The sequence below is a fragment of the Herbiconiux sp. UC225_62 genome, from assembly GCF_042694625.1.
Lineage (GTDB): Bacteria > Actinomycetota > Actinomycetes > Actinomycetales > Microbacteriaceae > Herbiconiux.
Genome location: NZ_CP170551.1, coordinates 1,260,019 through 1,273,886 on the forward strand (window position 1 = coordinate 1,260,019; position 13,868 = coordinate 1,273,886).

Genomic DNA, 13,868 nt, shown 5'->3' on the forward strand with positions numbered 1-13,868 from the left:
ACCTCCGTGACATTCTCCCTTCCGCACTCCTGGGTGTGGGACTTCTGGACCGCCCGCGACGGCGACACGTTCCACCTCTTCTACCTCCACGCTCCGAAGTCGCTCGGCGACCCGGAACTGCGGCACCGCAACGCGGCCATCGGCCACGCCACATCGGTGGATCTGGTGAACTGGACCGACCACGGGGTGGTGCTCGAGCACGGGGCCGCGAGCGCTCCCGATGCCACGGCGACGTGGACCGGCAGCGTGCTGCGCGACCCGTCCGGGCTCTGGCGCATGTACTACACCGGATCGCGGTTCCTGCGCGACGAGGCCCACACCAACGTCGAAACCGTCTTGATGGCCACGTCGACCGACCTGCGCGACTGGACCAAGGAGGGCGGAATGTCGCTCTCGGCCGACGCGGAGTGGTACGAGACGCTCGCCGACGACACCTGGCACGAAGAGGCGTGGCGCGATCCCTGGATCGCTCAGGATGCGCACGGCGGCTGGCACATGCTCGTCACCGCCCGTTCCCGCGACGTCGTGCCGGGCAACGACCCCCGCGACCGCGGGGTCGTCGGACACGCCGTCTCGACCGACCTGGTCACCTGGCGTGCGGCCGAGCCGCTCAGCGCTCCGGGCGCGGGCTTCGCGCATCTGGAGGTGCTGCAGCTGGTGGAGATCGACGGGCGTCAGGTTCTGTTGTTCTCCTGCGACACGGCTCACCTGGCCGGGGCACGCGCCGGCGAGAGCGGCGGAGTCTGGGCCGTGCCCTTGCCCGAAGACGGGATCTTCGCCGGGTCGCTCCTGTCGCTGCGCGACGCTCACCGGGTGACCGGCGACGATCTGTACGCCGGGCGTTCCGTGCTCCGGCCGAACGGCGAGTGGGCACTTCTGGGGTTCGAGAACATCGGCGCGAACGGCGTCTTCGTCGGCCGGCTCTCCGATCCGGTGCCCCTCCGATGGAACGACACCGGCCGACTGGTGGCACAGCGGAACGAGCTCGTCCCGTGACCGCGCGCGGAGCATCCGTCTCCGGCACCGTCGCGCCCGGGTTCGAACCCGTGCTCGAGGCGTTCGGAGCGGCTGTCGAGAACGACGTCGATACGGGCGCCGCACTGTGCATCGTGCAGCACGGCGAGGTCGTGGTCGATCTGTGGGCGGGCGTCGCCGATGGCCGTACCGGCCGCGAATGGGAGGCCGGCACCCCGAGCGTCGTCTTCTCCTGCACCAAGGGGCTCATGTCGATCCTCCTGGCCCGACTCGTGCAGGAAGGCCGCCTCGACTACGAGGCGCCCGTGATCGACTACTGGCCCGAGTACGCGGCGGCCGGCAAGGCCTCGACGGCAGTGAAGGATGCGATCTCCCACCGGGCCGGACTCTCAGCACCCCGGGTGGACTGGACGCGCGACGACATCCTGGACTGGGATCGCGCGGTCGCGCTGCTCGAGGAGCAGGAGCCGCTGTGGACGCCCGGCACGGCGTGGAGCTATCACGCGATCACGCACGGGTGGCTCACGGGTGAGCTGATCAGGCGCGTCACGGGCTCGACGCCCGGCGACTACCTGGCGCAACTCGTGGTGGAACCCCTCGGCGTCGATGCGTGGGTCGGTCTCCCCGACGAGGTGCAGGACTCCGTCGCCCACATGGTGGTCGGGCCGACGCTCGAGGCATTGCACCTGCGGCAGGTCGAGCAGGCGGGACGGGTGGCCGTGGACTGGCCCTTCCGCGCGATGACCTTGGGCGCAGCTCTTCCCGATGAGCTCGTCGGCGACGACGACGGGTTCAACCGGGCCGATGTGCGACGCGCGCAGATCCCCGGAGCCGGCGGTATCGGCTCGGCCAGGGCACTCGCGACGATCTGGTCGGCGACCGTCACGGAGACGAACGGCGTTCGCCTGCTCGAGGACTCCACGATCGCGCAGGCCACCCGGGAGCAGTCATCCGGTGCACCCTACTTCGCGGTACCCGGACCCTGGCCACGCTGGGCCATGGGCTTCCAGCTCGACTCCGAAGCGCGTCGGTACCTCAGCCCCGAGAGCTTCGGCCACGACGGCGCGGGTGGACAGGTCGCGTTCGCCGATCGGCGCCACGAGATCGGCTTCGCGTTTCTCACCAACCGGATGGAGGCCGACGACCCCCGGGGCACCGCCATCGTCGCGGCCCTGGATCGGATCGTCGGGTCGTCGGCAGCGGTGCGGCCCTGACCGAGCGCTACTCGAGCAGGTCGTGCCGCACGACGATCGCGTCGCGCGAGGGGCCGACGCCGATGGCCGAGATGCGGGATCCGCTCATCTCCTCGAGGGCCAGTACGTAGCGCTGGGCCGCCGGGGGAAGGTCGTCGAAGGTGCGGGCGCCGGTGATGTCCTCGGTCCAGCCCTCGAACTCCTCGTAGATCGGCACGGCGTGGTGGAAGTCGGTCTGCGAGACCGGCACCTCGTCGACCCGCACGCCATCGACGTCGTAGGCGACGCAGACCGGGATGGTGGGGAGGCCGGTCAGCACGTCGAGCTTGGTGAGCACGAAGTCGGTGACGCCGTTGATGCGCGTGGTGTAGCGGGCGATCGGCGCGTCGTACCAGCCGGTGCGGCGCGGGCGGCCGGTGGTGGTGCCGAACTCGAAGCCCTGCGATCGCAGGAACTCGCCCGACTCGTCGAAGAGCTCCGTGGGGAAGGGGCCTGCGCCGACGCGGGTGGTGTAGGCCTTCACGACGCCGATCACGCGGTCGATGCGGTTGGGCGCGACACCCGATCCGGTGGCTGCGCCGCCCGAGGTGGCGTTCGAGGAGGTGACGAACGGATAGGTGCCGTGGTCGACATCCAGCATCGTCGCCTGACCGCCCTCGAAGAGCACGGTCTTGCCGTCTTTGAGGGCGCGGTCGAGCACCAGCGAGGTGTCGGCGACCATGGGGCGGAGGCGTTCGGCGTAGGAGAGCAGGTCGTCGACCACTTCGTCGGCTGCGACGGCCCGGCGGTTGTAGACCTTCACCAGGATGTGGTTCTTGAGGTCGAGTGCGCCCTCGACCTTCTGGCGCAGGATGCCCTCGTCGAACAGGTCCTGGATGCGGATGCCTACTCGATTGATCTTGTCTGCGTACGCCGGGCCGATGCCGCGGCCGGTGGTGCCGATCTGGCGCTTGCCGAGGAAGCGCTCGGTGACCTTGTCCATGGTGCGGTGGTAGGCCGTGATGACGTGGGCGTTGGCGCTCACGAGCAGGCGTGAGACGTCGACGCCGCGGGAGCCCAGGGCCTCGAGCTCGTTGAAGAGCACCTCGACGTCGACCACGACGCCGTTGGAGATGATGGGGGTGACGCCCGGCGTCAGGATTCCCGAGGGCAGCAGGTGCAGGGCGTACTTCTTGTCGCCCACCACCACGGTGTGGCCGGCGTTGTTGCCGCCGTTGAACTTCACGACGTAGTCGACGCGGCTGCCGAGCAGGTCGGTGGCCTTGCCCTTGCCCTCGTCGCCCCACTGGGCGCCGATCAAGACGATCGCTGGCATGTGGATTCCCTCCGGCGCTGTTCAGAGACAGGGTCGATGTCAGAGCCCGACGGACTGTGCCGGTTGACAGTCGATTCTATCGTGGGGCGCTCCCGGGAATCCTCGAGGCCTCGCGGCGGTTGGCTTTCGCGGAGGTCTTCCATGGCAGAACTGAGCGTCACGCTGTACTCGTCGAGCTTCTGCGGTGCCTGCTCGAGCACCCGTCAGACCCTCGACCGGGTCGCGCCGCTGCTCGGTTCCCGGGTGGATTGGCACGAAGTGAACGTGGCCGACGCGCCCGACGAGAGCGAGGCGCGGGGCATCGTGGCCACGCCGACCATCGTCATCACGGATGCTTCCGGGGTGGAGCGGATGCGGGCATCCGGCGTGCCCACCACGGAGCAGGTGCTCAAGGCTCTCGCGGCAGCGCTCCCCTAGAGGCCGTCAGGGAGTGACCGCGAGGAGGGCTCCGGACTCCATGGCGACCCAGACGGTGCCGTCGGCGGCGACGGCGAGGCCGTGCGGTTCGGAGTGGGAGCCGGGGAGGTCCACGATCTCGATCGTGCCGTCGAGCGCGATGTGGGCGAGCTGGTTCGAACCCCAGAGGGTGGCCCAGAAGCCGCCGGCCGGATCGGCCGCGATGGCGTGGGGTTTCGACTCCGGCCAGGGCAGGGGGAACTCGGTGAACCGCCCGGTGCGATCGACGCGGCCGATGGCGCCGGCGAGGATCTCGCAGAACCAGGCGGCGCCGTCATCGCCGACCGTGATGCCGACCGGGCCGGAGTGCGGTGTGGGGATCTCGAACAGTTGCACCGCCGAGTCGCCGCCACGGATGTAGCCGATCGCGTTGGCCTGGTTCGCCGTGAACCACAGGCTCTCGCCCGAGGAGGCGATCATGGAGACGAATCCCTCGTCGGTGCCGGCGGGGAACTCGGTCACGCGGCCGAGGAGATCGATGTGGCCGAGCGCGTCGCGGCCCAGTTCGGTGAACCAGGTGGTTCCGTCGGCCTGGGTGGCGATGCCGAAAGGCTGGGCGCCGGGAGTCGGGACCTCGATGCGGCGCAGGATGCCGGTCGGCCCGACCAGGAGAACGGCGTCGCTCGTGGTGTCGGTGACCCAGACGGTGTCGTCGCCGGCGGCGGCGACCTGTGCGGTCTGGGTTGCTGCGGCCTCGCGCGTGTCAGCGCCCGCTCCCGGCTTCGCGCCGGGGGCGTCCACCAGCTCGATCCGGGTCACGGCGATGCCACTCCCTCCATTCGGAGCGGCGGCCGCATCCGGGGTCACTTGCAGCACCGCGCCCGCATGCACGAGCGTGCACCACACGGCGCCGTCGTGCGCGATCGCCACCCCGTAGGGCCCTTCGGCAGCGGATGCGACCTCGTGCACGGTGACGGAACTCATGCCCCGAGACTACCGAGGCTCGACCGCGGTCACGGTTGCAGGGCGAAGGCGATGACGCTGAGCGACAGTGCCACGGCGGCAGAGATGCCGATCACGAGAGCCCGCGCCACGATCCGCAGGTGCTCGGAGCGAGTCTTGATCTGATTCGGTCGAGGAGACGACGGTGACGCGCTCATGAATTGTTCTTCCGGTGAGGATTGCGGGTGATCTGTCGATCGGAGACACGTGTCGACAAGAGGACTATCCCCGAGAGGACACCCTTCGCGCCAGACCCCCGCTCTGGGGCCATCGGCGACCGGGCCCGAATCGTGTCGAGGGAGCCCCCGGGGGTCGAGAGGCCGTGCGCGCCGGTCCGACGTTTCCGACGGGACCTGTGCCGCTGTTCGGCAGGCAATAGCGGCGCTCGGCACACGTGTCTTCATGCTGAACTCGGCCTGCCGCTCCGTGACTCATCCACTGGTCCACTGATCGCTGGTGGGCGCGCTGGAGTTCAGACGATATCGAGCGGGATTACAACGCGGGGCCCGCTGATTGGACGCTTGATAGTGCGTGACTTCAACCGTCGGCGGGTGCTGGTGGTGGTGCGGTGGTGTAGTTGCGGCCGTGGGGGCTGCGCCAGTTGAGGTGGCGGGGCCGGTCGGGGTGGGGGTGGACGGTCCAGCGGGTTTCGTGTTTGAGGTGGTGGTGTCGGGAGCAGAGGTAGGTGAGGTTCTCGGGGGTGGTGGTGCCGTGGTGGGCCCAGTCGCGGGTGTGGTCGAGTTCGCACCGGTTGGCGCGTCGGCTGCAGCCGGGGAACCGGCAGGTCTGATCGATCGCGGCGAGCACCAACCGCAGCTCGGGCGGAGCACTGTACCGGTCCCGCCCGTCGCCGTCGGTGGGGTGGTCGGCGACCGGGCGGCCCCAGTGTCGGGTGATCATGGTGGGTTCCCGGGTTGTGGGGTGTGTCAGGACGCGGAGGAAGGTGGGCGCGGTCGCCGCGATCGCCCGGGCGGTGCCGGGGTCGATGGGGCCGTACCCGTGCAGGTCACCGGGCTGGTCCGACAGGCCGGCGATGGTGGCCGCGGGCACGGTGACGAGCACCGACGCGGTGATCGACGCGGGCCGGGCGGGGTTGTCGGGGGTGAGGATCAGGCGGGTGAGGGCGTCGGCGCGGCGTTGCAGGTGCGTGCGCGGGTCCGTATCGGACCGTTCACTCCTCGCAATTTTGTCGAGGAGGTCGTCGACCGCAACCGCGTCCACCGCGGGGAGGTAGTGGGTGAGGGTGGCCATCCCGTCGCACTCCGGCGACAACCACACGCTCCGTTCCTCCCGCGCCTGCCGGTGACGCACCGTGATCGATTCCGGATGGCAGGTCTCCCGCAGACGACGTGCCCGCTCGTTGAACCGGTGCGGGGACAGCACCGCCGCCTCGGCAAGCAACCGGGCCTCGAATCCGGGCCGCGCCTCCGCGGGGAGGGTGGAAGCGTGCGCGATGAGGTGCCGGGCATGCAACCCCGACACCCGGCCGTCGGAAAGCGCGGACAGGGTGGCGGGGTAGTCGTGGACGAGCTGCTCAGCATTGTTGATCATCCCCGCCACCGTGCGCTCCGACCGGCGGGTCGCGGTCGCGATCTCCACCGCCACCAGGCGCCGCTCCCCCTCCCGCACCGCCGACCCACCCGAGACCAGAGCGGCCCGTTCGTCCGCGATCTCCGCCACCGCGGCCAGACACCGCGCCCGACGGGCATCCAACCCGGCGGTGGCCCGGTCGATGTCGTGGAGCTCATCGATCGCGGCATCCAGGCGCGCATCGAGTTCCTCGGTGCGGACCACGAACAAACCCTTCATGAGCTTTATTCAACCAGCAGCCACCGACACTGAGGCCACCAACCCCGACGGACTGCCGCGCGCTCCGCGCTTGCCGACAATGAAACACGGCCGGCTCAAAATGCGGGTCGCAGTATTCCCAACCGACCGCATCCGTCACCGTCTCAGGAGCCCCGGCCACGACCCATCATCGGCAAGCGCGCAGCGCGCGGCAGCACCGTCAAGCTCACACGCGAGAGATCACGACCCGGCGACCACCGCGTTGTTCAACTCATCGGGGTCGACACCGTAGAGACGCACATCGAGCAAATTCGTCATGAGGGCGAAGCAGAAGTCGAGCTCGGGGTAGATCCACCACTGGGTTCCCGACCAGCCCTCGTGGCCGTAGACGTCACGGTGCAGAAGCGCGGTGGAGGTCTGCCGGATGTTCCACGCCAGCCCGAAGTCGCGCTTCGGGTCACCGGGGATGGGCTCGGGCACCCCGATGGTGCGCGGCACGAGCATCCCACGGAGCGTCTCCGGATGCAGCACCTGTCCGCGAGCACCGCCGTGCGCCCGCAGCAACGAACTACCGAGTTCGAGCAGTCCCGCCGCGGTTCCGTTCACACCGGCGGCCGGATGCCGGTGCCGCGCCATCGCGGCGTAGTCGAGTCCGACCTCCTTCTGCCCGAAGACCTCGTGCGGGTCGCTTCCGGCGTCGAAGGTGAGCGCCGATCCGCCCGCGAACGCGCTGAGCGCCTCGATCTCGTCGTGCAGGTCGCGTCCGGTGGCGGCGGTGAGGATGCGTGCCGCCCCGTGGAAGCCGATGTTGGAGTAGCGCACCATCGACCCGGCCAGGAAGTCGGGGCGGGCGAGGTCGAGCTGCTCGTCGAGGTCGAGCGGTGAGTCCAGCGGCGGCTCGCTGAGGCCGCCCGTGTGCGAGAGCAGGTGTTCGAGGCGCACCCCTGCGCGCCAGGGCTGCGCCGCCGCGGAGTTCGCCGCATCCGTGGCGGGGAAGGCGGAAGCGAGCGACGCCCGTAGCGACAGCTCCCCACGCTCGACCGACCGCGCGATCGCGATGCCCGACAGCGGCTTGGTCACCGAGAACAGCGCGTAGTAGTCGTCGACCTCGGCGGTCCGCGCATCCCGACCCGTGAAGGCCTCCAGGTGCTGCACACCCTCGGATGTCGCCACCCCGAACACGGCCGACGGCAGCGGACCCTCCTCCACCTGTCGCTTCACCCAGCGAACGGCGTCGTCCAGCACCAGTGTTCCCACGCATCCTCCTCGGTCGAGAGTCCCCGTCGATTACACCGCACCCCGAACCTGTCACGCGAATCGCCGGCGCGACGCGCGCAGAAGCGGGGCGCCCCACTCGAAAGGGCGCCCCGCTCCGGGCCGACGGGCCGACGGGGCCGGCTAGGCCCGGCTCCGTCGACGCCTGGCCGTCGCGACCGCCGCCGCCGCTCCCGCGAGGAGCAGCACCAGAGCCGCGATCACGGTCGACAGGGCCCCTGAACCCGTCGCCGCGAGATCACCGGACGCCTCGGCACCGGTCGCAGGCGCACTCCCCTGCCCGCCGCCCGAGCCGGCCCCGGGGTCACCGGCACCCGGCTCACCGTCGCCCGGGCCGCTCGGCTCGCCCGCATCCGCCACCGGCTGGAGCATCGACAGGTCGACCGGCAGCGCATAGATCACGCGGTGCGCGGTGACGTGCTTGTCGGGCGAGAGGGTCTCGTAGAACGCACGCACCCAGTAGTCGTCGTTCTCAGGCACCTGGAGGGGAACGGTCACGATCGGACCGGGCTCGGTCACCAGCTCGTGCGGGGTCTGCTGGTAGTAGAACTGGCCCGCACGGATGCTGTTACCGACGCCCGCGGTGAAGTCGAAGCCGTGGCTCCAGGCCGGGATGCGGTTGTTGAACACCATCGACATGGGCTTGCCCTCCTCAGCGGTCGACGGGTCGTCACTGAAGGTCAGCCAGTAGTCCTGCGTGATGTGGGGTTCTGGCGCACAGCGGGCGGAACCGGTGTTCTGGTAGCTCGCGAGCACCACGTCGTCGTCACGGATGAGCTCGACGTACGCCGCGCCCGTCATGTCGAAGGTCTGCGTGATGACCTCCTTGTTGATGTCGACCGTGGAGAACACCACCGGACCGGAGCAGAGCTTGTACCGCAACCGCACCAGGAAGAAGTTGCCCGAGCGGTTGGTGAACGACAGGTCGGCGAAGTTCTCGTCGTTCGGGTTCTGCGTGATCGTGACGTCGCTCGCCTGCGACGCCGCCACCGTGAAGACGTAGTCGAAGTGCTGCGTGAGCGACCCGTCCTCGGCCACCGCCCAGACGTCGGCGGTGTAGACGCCGGCCGGCGTCGCCGCGGGCGACGACCGCACGCTGTCCGAGTAGAAGATCGGGTCGGAGGAGACCTCGATCCGCTCGTCGAGCACCGTTCCGGTGGCACCGGTGAGCTTCACCCGCATCTCGCCGGTGCCCACGTAACTCGTCTCGAGCGTCGTGCTCGCAGCACCGTCGGAGTCGTACTGCGTCCACTCGAGAGTGCTGAACACCAGCAGTTTCGCCACGTTCAGCGTGGCCGACACGGTGCCGGCCGCCGACTCGGTAGTGACGGGGTAGGCGCCGTCGGCGAGCCCGGCGGGCAGGGAGACGGCCCGGTCGGCTCGTCCGCTCGCGCTGCCGAGGCCGGTCACCGCGACATCCGCTCCGCCGCCGACGGTGATCGTGTACGGCTCAGCGGGGGTGAGGCCGGATGCGTGCACCGCGACATCCGTTCCCGCCCGGGCCCACTCGGGGTCGACCGTCATCGCGAGGTCACCGGTCGGCGGCACGGGGTCGCCCGGCGTGGTGACGGACACGATCGTGCTGTGCCCGGTGTCGCCGAAGCCGACGCGGCCGAGGTAGCTGGCACCCGGCTCGAGGCCCGACCACGACGCCGTCACCGCCGCCGGCTCCCCGAGGGTCATGTGCAGCTTCTCCGGCGTCGCCGTGAAGGCGCCGGCCGTCGACGACGACCCGAGGAAGTAGTTCGTGAGGGTGTAGTCGAGGTCGCCGTGACCAGCGAAGAAGTCGACCTCCACGATGTAGCGACCGGGCGAGAGGCCGGGCACGTCGAGCGTCTCGTCGGGGTTCGGTGTGGCCGCCTGGTTGATCGGCGTCACCTGCTCGTTCTCGTCGTAGAGCGAGAGGTAGAGATCGAGGTCGGCCGTGTCGTCGAGGGAGTCGAGGGCGAAGCGCGCGAAGGTGGTGCCTTCGGGAACGTCCACCACGAACCGGTCGCGGACCGAGGGGCTGCCGTCGGCCGGCGCGGTTCCGCTGCCGTGCAGCACGTCGCCCTTCGCGAGCCCGGTCTTGGTGATGTCGAGGTCGCCGGTGGTTCCGACGGCGACGGGGATGTCGACGGAGGAGTCGGTGCCCTCGCCCGCGATCTCGCGGGGCACGCCGAGCGTCACCGGCCGCACCGCGAGGGGGGTGGTGACGGTCTCGTCACCGTCGGTCCAGATCAGCTGGCCGGTGGCGAACTCGTCGAGCGAGGCATCCGTTCGGGTGAAGGTGACGGTGTAGCTCTGCTCTTCGCCGGCCGCTCCGAAGGTGAGCACGCTCGGCGAGACCACGACGTCGATGCCCGGGATGCTGACCGGAGCCGCCGTGAAGGTGCCGGCGCGGGTCGACGTGACCGTGCGGGTGATCGTCTCCGATCCGGCGAGCGAACCGATGCTGATCGACGGGAGGTTGAGCTCGGAGGGGCTCACCGTGTCGACACCCAGGTCGAGCCCGGTGAGCGCCTCGGCGTAGCCGTACCAGTCGTCGACGTCGTTGAGGAAGAGCATTCCCGGGTCGAAGTAGCGCGTGGGATCGACCTGGCCGGCGCCCTGGGCGAAGGGGTCGGTGATCGGGGCGCCCGATCCGTCGACCGCGTCGTAGGCGGTGGTCATCATCGCCGACTTGATCTCGGCCGGGGTGGCGTCGGGGTGCTCGCCCAGGTAGAGCGCCGCGAGCCCGGCGATGTGCGGCGAGGCCATCGAGGTGCCGGAGAGCAGGGCGTACTGCCCGGCCTGGCTCTCCGAGTTCGCGTAGGCCGCGAGGATGCCGACACCCGGAGCCGCGATGTCGGGCTTCAGGATGTCGCCGCCGTCGGCGAGGATCGGGCCGCGCGACGAGAACCCGGCGACCTGCGGCGTGGGCGGGGCGGGCACGGAGTCGGGGTTGCCGTCTTCGAGCGTCACCGTGGCGCCTGCGGTCGCCGCGTAAGCGTGCAGGGCGTCGGCCGAAGCCGAGTCGACGTGCACGGTGGGCACCGTGTGGGTGTCGAGGTCGAGGGAATCCGGATGCGTGTTCACCAGCACCAGGCCGATGCCGCCGGCTCGCGCCACCTCGGCCGACTTCGCCACGCGGTCGACGACGCCGCGGTCGCAGAGCACGATCGCGCCGGTCACCTTCGCAGGGTCGAGCGTGTCGGGCCCGCAGAGCTGCGGGTCGGTGGCGCCGGGAGCGGCCGCCGCGGTCGCGTCGATGAACGGGCCGGTCACGGGTGCATCCGTCGGCACGGTGATCGAGCCGCCGAGCACCACCTGACCGTCGCCGAGACGCACGGTGGCTTCGTAGGAGGGGATGGTGGATGCCGCGACCGTGGTGATCCAGGGCGCCGCGTTGTCGGCGGTGGAGGCATCCGGCCCGTCGTTGCCGGCCGAGGCGGCCACGAAGACGCCGACCGCGGCGGCGTTGAGGAACGCCTCGTCGGTGAGCGAGATGGTGGTCTGCGCGGCTCCGCCGCCGATGGAGTAGTTGATGACGTCGACGCCGTCGGCGACCGCCGCGTCGATCGCGGCGAGCAGGTCACCGGTCTGGCAGCCGTCGTCGAAGGGGGTCGGGCCCGTCCAGCAGGCCTTGTACATGGCGATCTTCGCACCGGGCACGACGCCCGAGATGGAACCGAGGTCACGGCCGGCGACGGAGGCCGCGACATCCGCGTCGCCCGCCGCCGTGCTCGAGGTGTGTGAGCCGTGGCCGCTGCCGTCGCGGGGCGAGAGGTATTCGCCGCGGTCGCGGCCGAGCACGTCGGAGCCGCCGTAGGCGTCGACGAAGTAGCGCGCGGTGATGAGCTTGGTGGAGCAGTCGGCGGCCGTGAACTGCTCGCCGGTCTCGCAGGCGCCGTGGAAGGTGCTGCCGTCGGCCTTGTCGAACACGACGGTGTCGCCGTCGAGGTACGGCTGACCGGTGCCGGGGTCGGTCGCGAGCGGAGCGCCGGCGAACGAGGCGTTCTCGGGCGCGATGCCGCTGTCGATGACGCCGACCACGATGCCGTCGCCCGCCGACTCGACGCCGCCGGTCTGGGCCCAGACGCCGTCGGCTCCGGAGAGGCCGAGGTAGTCGGTGGACGGGGTGGCCGTGAGGTGCAGCAATTCGTCGGGCACCACGCGGGCGACCCTCGGATCGGCCGCGAGCGCCGCGGCCTGGCCGGCCGTGAGGGTGCTCGCGAATCCGTTGGTGGTGAGGGTGTAGGAGGTGGTGATGTCGGCGTCGACGGAGTCGGCGACCTGCTCCTGCACGCCGGCGAGGTAGCTCGAGTAGTCGGTGACCTTGCGCGACCCGGCGTCGAGGTCGTCGCCGGGTGCCGGCTGCGTACCCGGGAACTTCGCGAGCCCTCCGCGGTAGGCGGCCACGGCGTCGCTCTTCAGGGTGACGATGTAGCGGCCGTCGGTGAATGCGGGGGCGGGGGCGGGATCGGCGGCAGGATCGGCGGCCGGCGTTGCGGTCGCATCCGTCGCGCCTGTCGATGCGGTGGGCAGCGATGCCGCCGCAGCGGGCCCGGCCGCGAGCGCGCCGGCTCCGAGGCCGGAGGCCAGCAGCACGGCCGTGGTGGCCGCCCACCACCGTAGGCCGGCGCGCCGGGTCGAGGGGTGGGAGCGGGAGGCGCGGGTCGGTGCGGTAGACGTGTTCACGGAGTCCCTTGATCGAAGGAAGCGGATGGCGCACGGCACCCCCGCTCGGGGGGTCGGCGTCGCCGGTTCGTCCCATCCTGGCCAACAGCCGAAGGGTCGTGTTGGCCTAACCCGGCCATCTGCCGCAACCGGCCAGGCGCGGAAACGCGATCGTTACACGGCGGAAACTCCGGCCTTACAACCAGCCCCGCCGGGCCGCTTCGAGACCGGCCTGGAACCGGGTGCTCGCCTCCAGTTCGTTCATCAAGTCCTGGCTGCGGCGGCGGAGCGTACGGGGCGAGATGTTCAGCTGCCGGGCGACGGCGTCGTCCTTCATCCCGACGGCCATCAGGGAGAGCAGTGTGCGCTCTTCCGGTGTGGCGGCACGGATGCGGCCGGCGCCTTTCACCGCTCCCTCCGCGGGCGCGGAGCCGCTCTCGAGCCGTGCTCGCGCGTCCCCGAGCGGCAAGGAGCGCGCCCAGTGGAACTCGAAGAGCTGGTGCAGGGCGTCGACGAGGGGCTGCGAGGAGGTGACGAGGGCGGAGATGCGGCCCGGTTCGAGAGTGAGGGAGACGAGCGCGGTGCGGCGGTCGACGATGGCGAGCTTGGTCGGCAACTCGGGGGCGATGCGGGCCTGCTCGCCCTGGGCGGCGAGGTCGGCGACCTCCTCCCAGGTGGTGCCGTCGTCGAAGCTCTCGATCGTGTAGATGGCGCGCCATTCCACGCCACGGTCGAGGGCGGTCCCCTCGACCGGGTCGAGCGAGGCCGACACGTAGGGCGGCCGGTCGAAGGCGAGGAACTCGGTGCGGGCCTGATGCTGCAGCCGGGTGTACCAGGCGGCCACCGCGTCCGCGTCGGCGAGCACGCTGGTCTGGGTCTGGTCGACCCCGCTCGGCGGAACGCGTTCGAACAGTTCCACGAGCTTCGGCAGCGCCTCGCGGATGCGCAGCACCTGGTCGCCCATCCGGTCGGCGATCGCGCGCAGCGAGTAGCCCGGGTCGACCGGGGTGTAATCGCGTTCGGCCCCCTCGAGGCGCGAGGCGAGGCCGAGATCCCGGAGGTCTTCGAGCATGGCGGAGGCTGCCGGCATCCCGAGATCGAACTTCTCCGACACGTGCGCCGCGTTCGAGCGACCCAGCGTGAGCAGGTCGAGGTACACACGTTCGCTCAGCGGATCGAGCCCGGCCACATCGAGGAAGGGAGTGTCGTCAGCCACCCCTCCACCCTACGGTCGTGAGACCCGACGAACAGGCCCGGGTAGACTGGGGGTCTGCCCCTCTCCCCGA

General features: G+C 70.5%; 10 protein-coding genes. 3 read left to right on the plus strand and 7 right to left on the minus strand.

What is annotated here, in order from left to right:
* Nucleotides 1–6: 6 nt before the first annotated feature.
* Together ACFJGU_RS06055 and ACFJGU_RS06060 are read left to right on the plus strand one after the other, a co-directional pair.
* A complete protein-coding gene (locus ACFJGU_RS06055) occupies nucleotides 7–996 on the plus strand; it encodes a glycosyl hydrolase family 32 (RefSeq protein WP_382308548.1) in 990 nt (329 codons plus the stop codon).
* Nucleotides 993–2,189, plus strand: coding sequence for a serine hydrolase domain-containing protein (locus ACFJGU_RS06060; RefSeq protein ID WP_382308550.1), 1,197 nt, complete (start codon nucleotides 993–995; stop codon nucleotides 2,187–2,189). Before ACFJGU_RS06055 ends, ACFJGU_RS06060 begins: the two co-directional genes overlap by 4 nt.
* Nucleotides 2,190–2,196: 7 nt before the next feature.
* On the opposite strand, the gene ACFJGU_RS06065 is transcribed toward ACFJGU_RS06060, so the two are convergent.
* A complete protein-coding gene (locus ACFJGU_RS06065; protein WP_382308552.1) occupies nucleotides 2,197–3,483 on the minus strand; it encodes an adenylosuccinate synthase in 1,287 nt (428 codons plus the stop codon).
* A gap of 141 nt (nucleotides 3,484–3,624) precedes the next feature.
* On the opposite strand from ACFJGU_RS06065, the gene ACFJGU_RS06070 reads away from it, so the two are divergent.
* Complete coding sequence (locus ACFJGU_RS06070) at nucleotides 3,625–3,900, plus strand: thioredoxin family protein (protein ID WP_382308554.1); 276 nt, start codon at nucleotides 3,625–3,627, stop codon at nucleotides 3,898–3,900.
* A 6-nt stretch (nucleotides 3,901–3,906) separates the two neighbouring features.
* Here ACFJGU_RS06070 and ACFJGU_RS06075 read toward each other — a convergent pair whose 3' ends face one another.
* The 6 genes from ACFJGU_RS06075 to ACFJGU_RS06100 form a co-directional block, all read right to left on the minus strand.
* Complete coding sequence (locus ACFJGU_RS06075) at nucleotides 3,907–4,863, minus strand: hypothetical protein (protein WP_382308556.1); 957 nt, start codon at nucleotides 4,861–4,863, stop codon at nucleotides 3,907–3,909.
* A gap of 29 nt (nucleotides 4,864–4,892) precedes the next feature.
* Nucleotides 4,893–5,039, minus strand: coding sequence for a hypothetical protein (locus ACFJGU_RS06080; RefSeq protein ID WP_382308558.1), 147 nt, complete (start codon nucleotides 5,037–5,039; stop codon nucleotides 4,893–4,895).
* 379 nt (nucleotides 5,040–5,418) lie between these two features.
* A complete protein-coding gene (locus tag ACFJGU_RS06085; protein WP_382308560.1) occupies nucleotides 5,419–6,675 on the minus strand; it encodes a DUF222 domain-containing protein in 1,257 nt (418 codons plus the stop codon).
* A gap of 234 nt (nucleotides 6,676–6,909) precedes the next feature.
* Nucleotides 6,910–7,926, minus strand: coding sequence for a serine hydrolase domain-containing protein (locus ACFJGU_RS06090; RefSeq protein ID WP_382308562.1), 1,017 nt, complete (start codon nucleotides 7,924–7,926; stop codon nucleotides 6,910–6,912).
* A gap of 141 nt (nucleotides 7,927–8,067) precedes the next feature.
* Nucleotides 8,068–12,603 (minus strand): S8 family serine peptidase, encoded by a 4,536-nt coding sequence (locus tag ACFJGU_RS06095; protein WP_382308564.1) that lies wholly within the window; start codon nucleotides 12,601–12,603, stop codon nucleotides 8,068–8,070.
* A gap of 175 nt (nucleotides 12,604–12,778) precedes the next feature.
* Nucleotides 12,779–13,798, minus strand: coding sequence for a helix-turn-helix domain-containing protein (locus ACFJGU_RS06100; protein WP_382308566.1), 1,020 nt, complete (start codon nucleotides 13,796–13,798; stop codon nucleotides 12,779–12,781).
* Nucleotides 13,799–13,868 lie beyond the last annotated feature (70 nt).

Coding starts and splice junctions, on each gene's coding strand:
- ACFJGU_RS06080 (WP_382308558.1), bottom strand. CDS start 5,039: ATGAGCGCGTCACCGTCGTCTCCTCGACCGAATCAGATCAAGACTCGC.
- ACFJGU_RS06070 (WP_382308554.1), top strand. CDS start 3,625: ATGGCAGAACTGAGCGTCACGCTGTACTCGTCGAGCTTCTGCGGTGCC.
- ACFJGU_RS06065 (WP_382308552.1), bottom strand. CDS start 3,483: ATGCCAGCGATCGTCTTGATCGGCGCCCAGTGGGGCGACGAGGGCAAG.
- ACFJGU_RS06075 (WP_382308556.1), bottom strand. CDS start 4,863: ATGAGTTCCGTCACCGTGCACGAGGTCGCATCCGCTGCCGAAGGGCCC.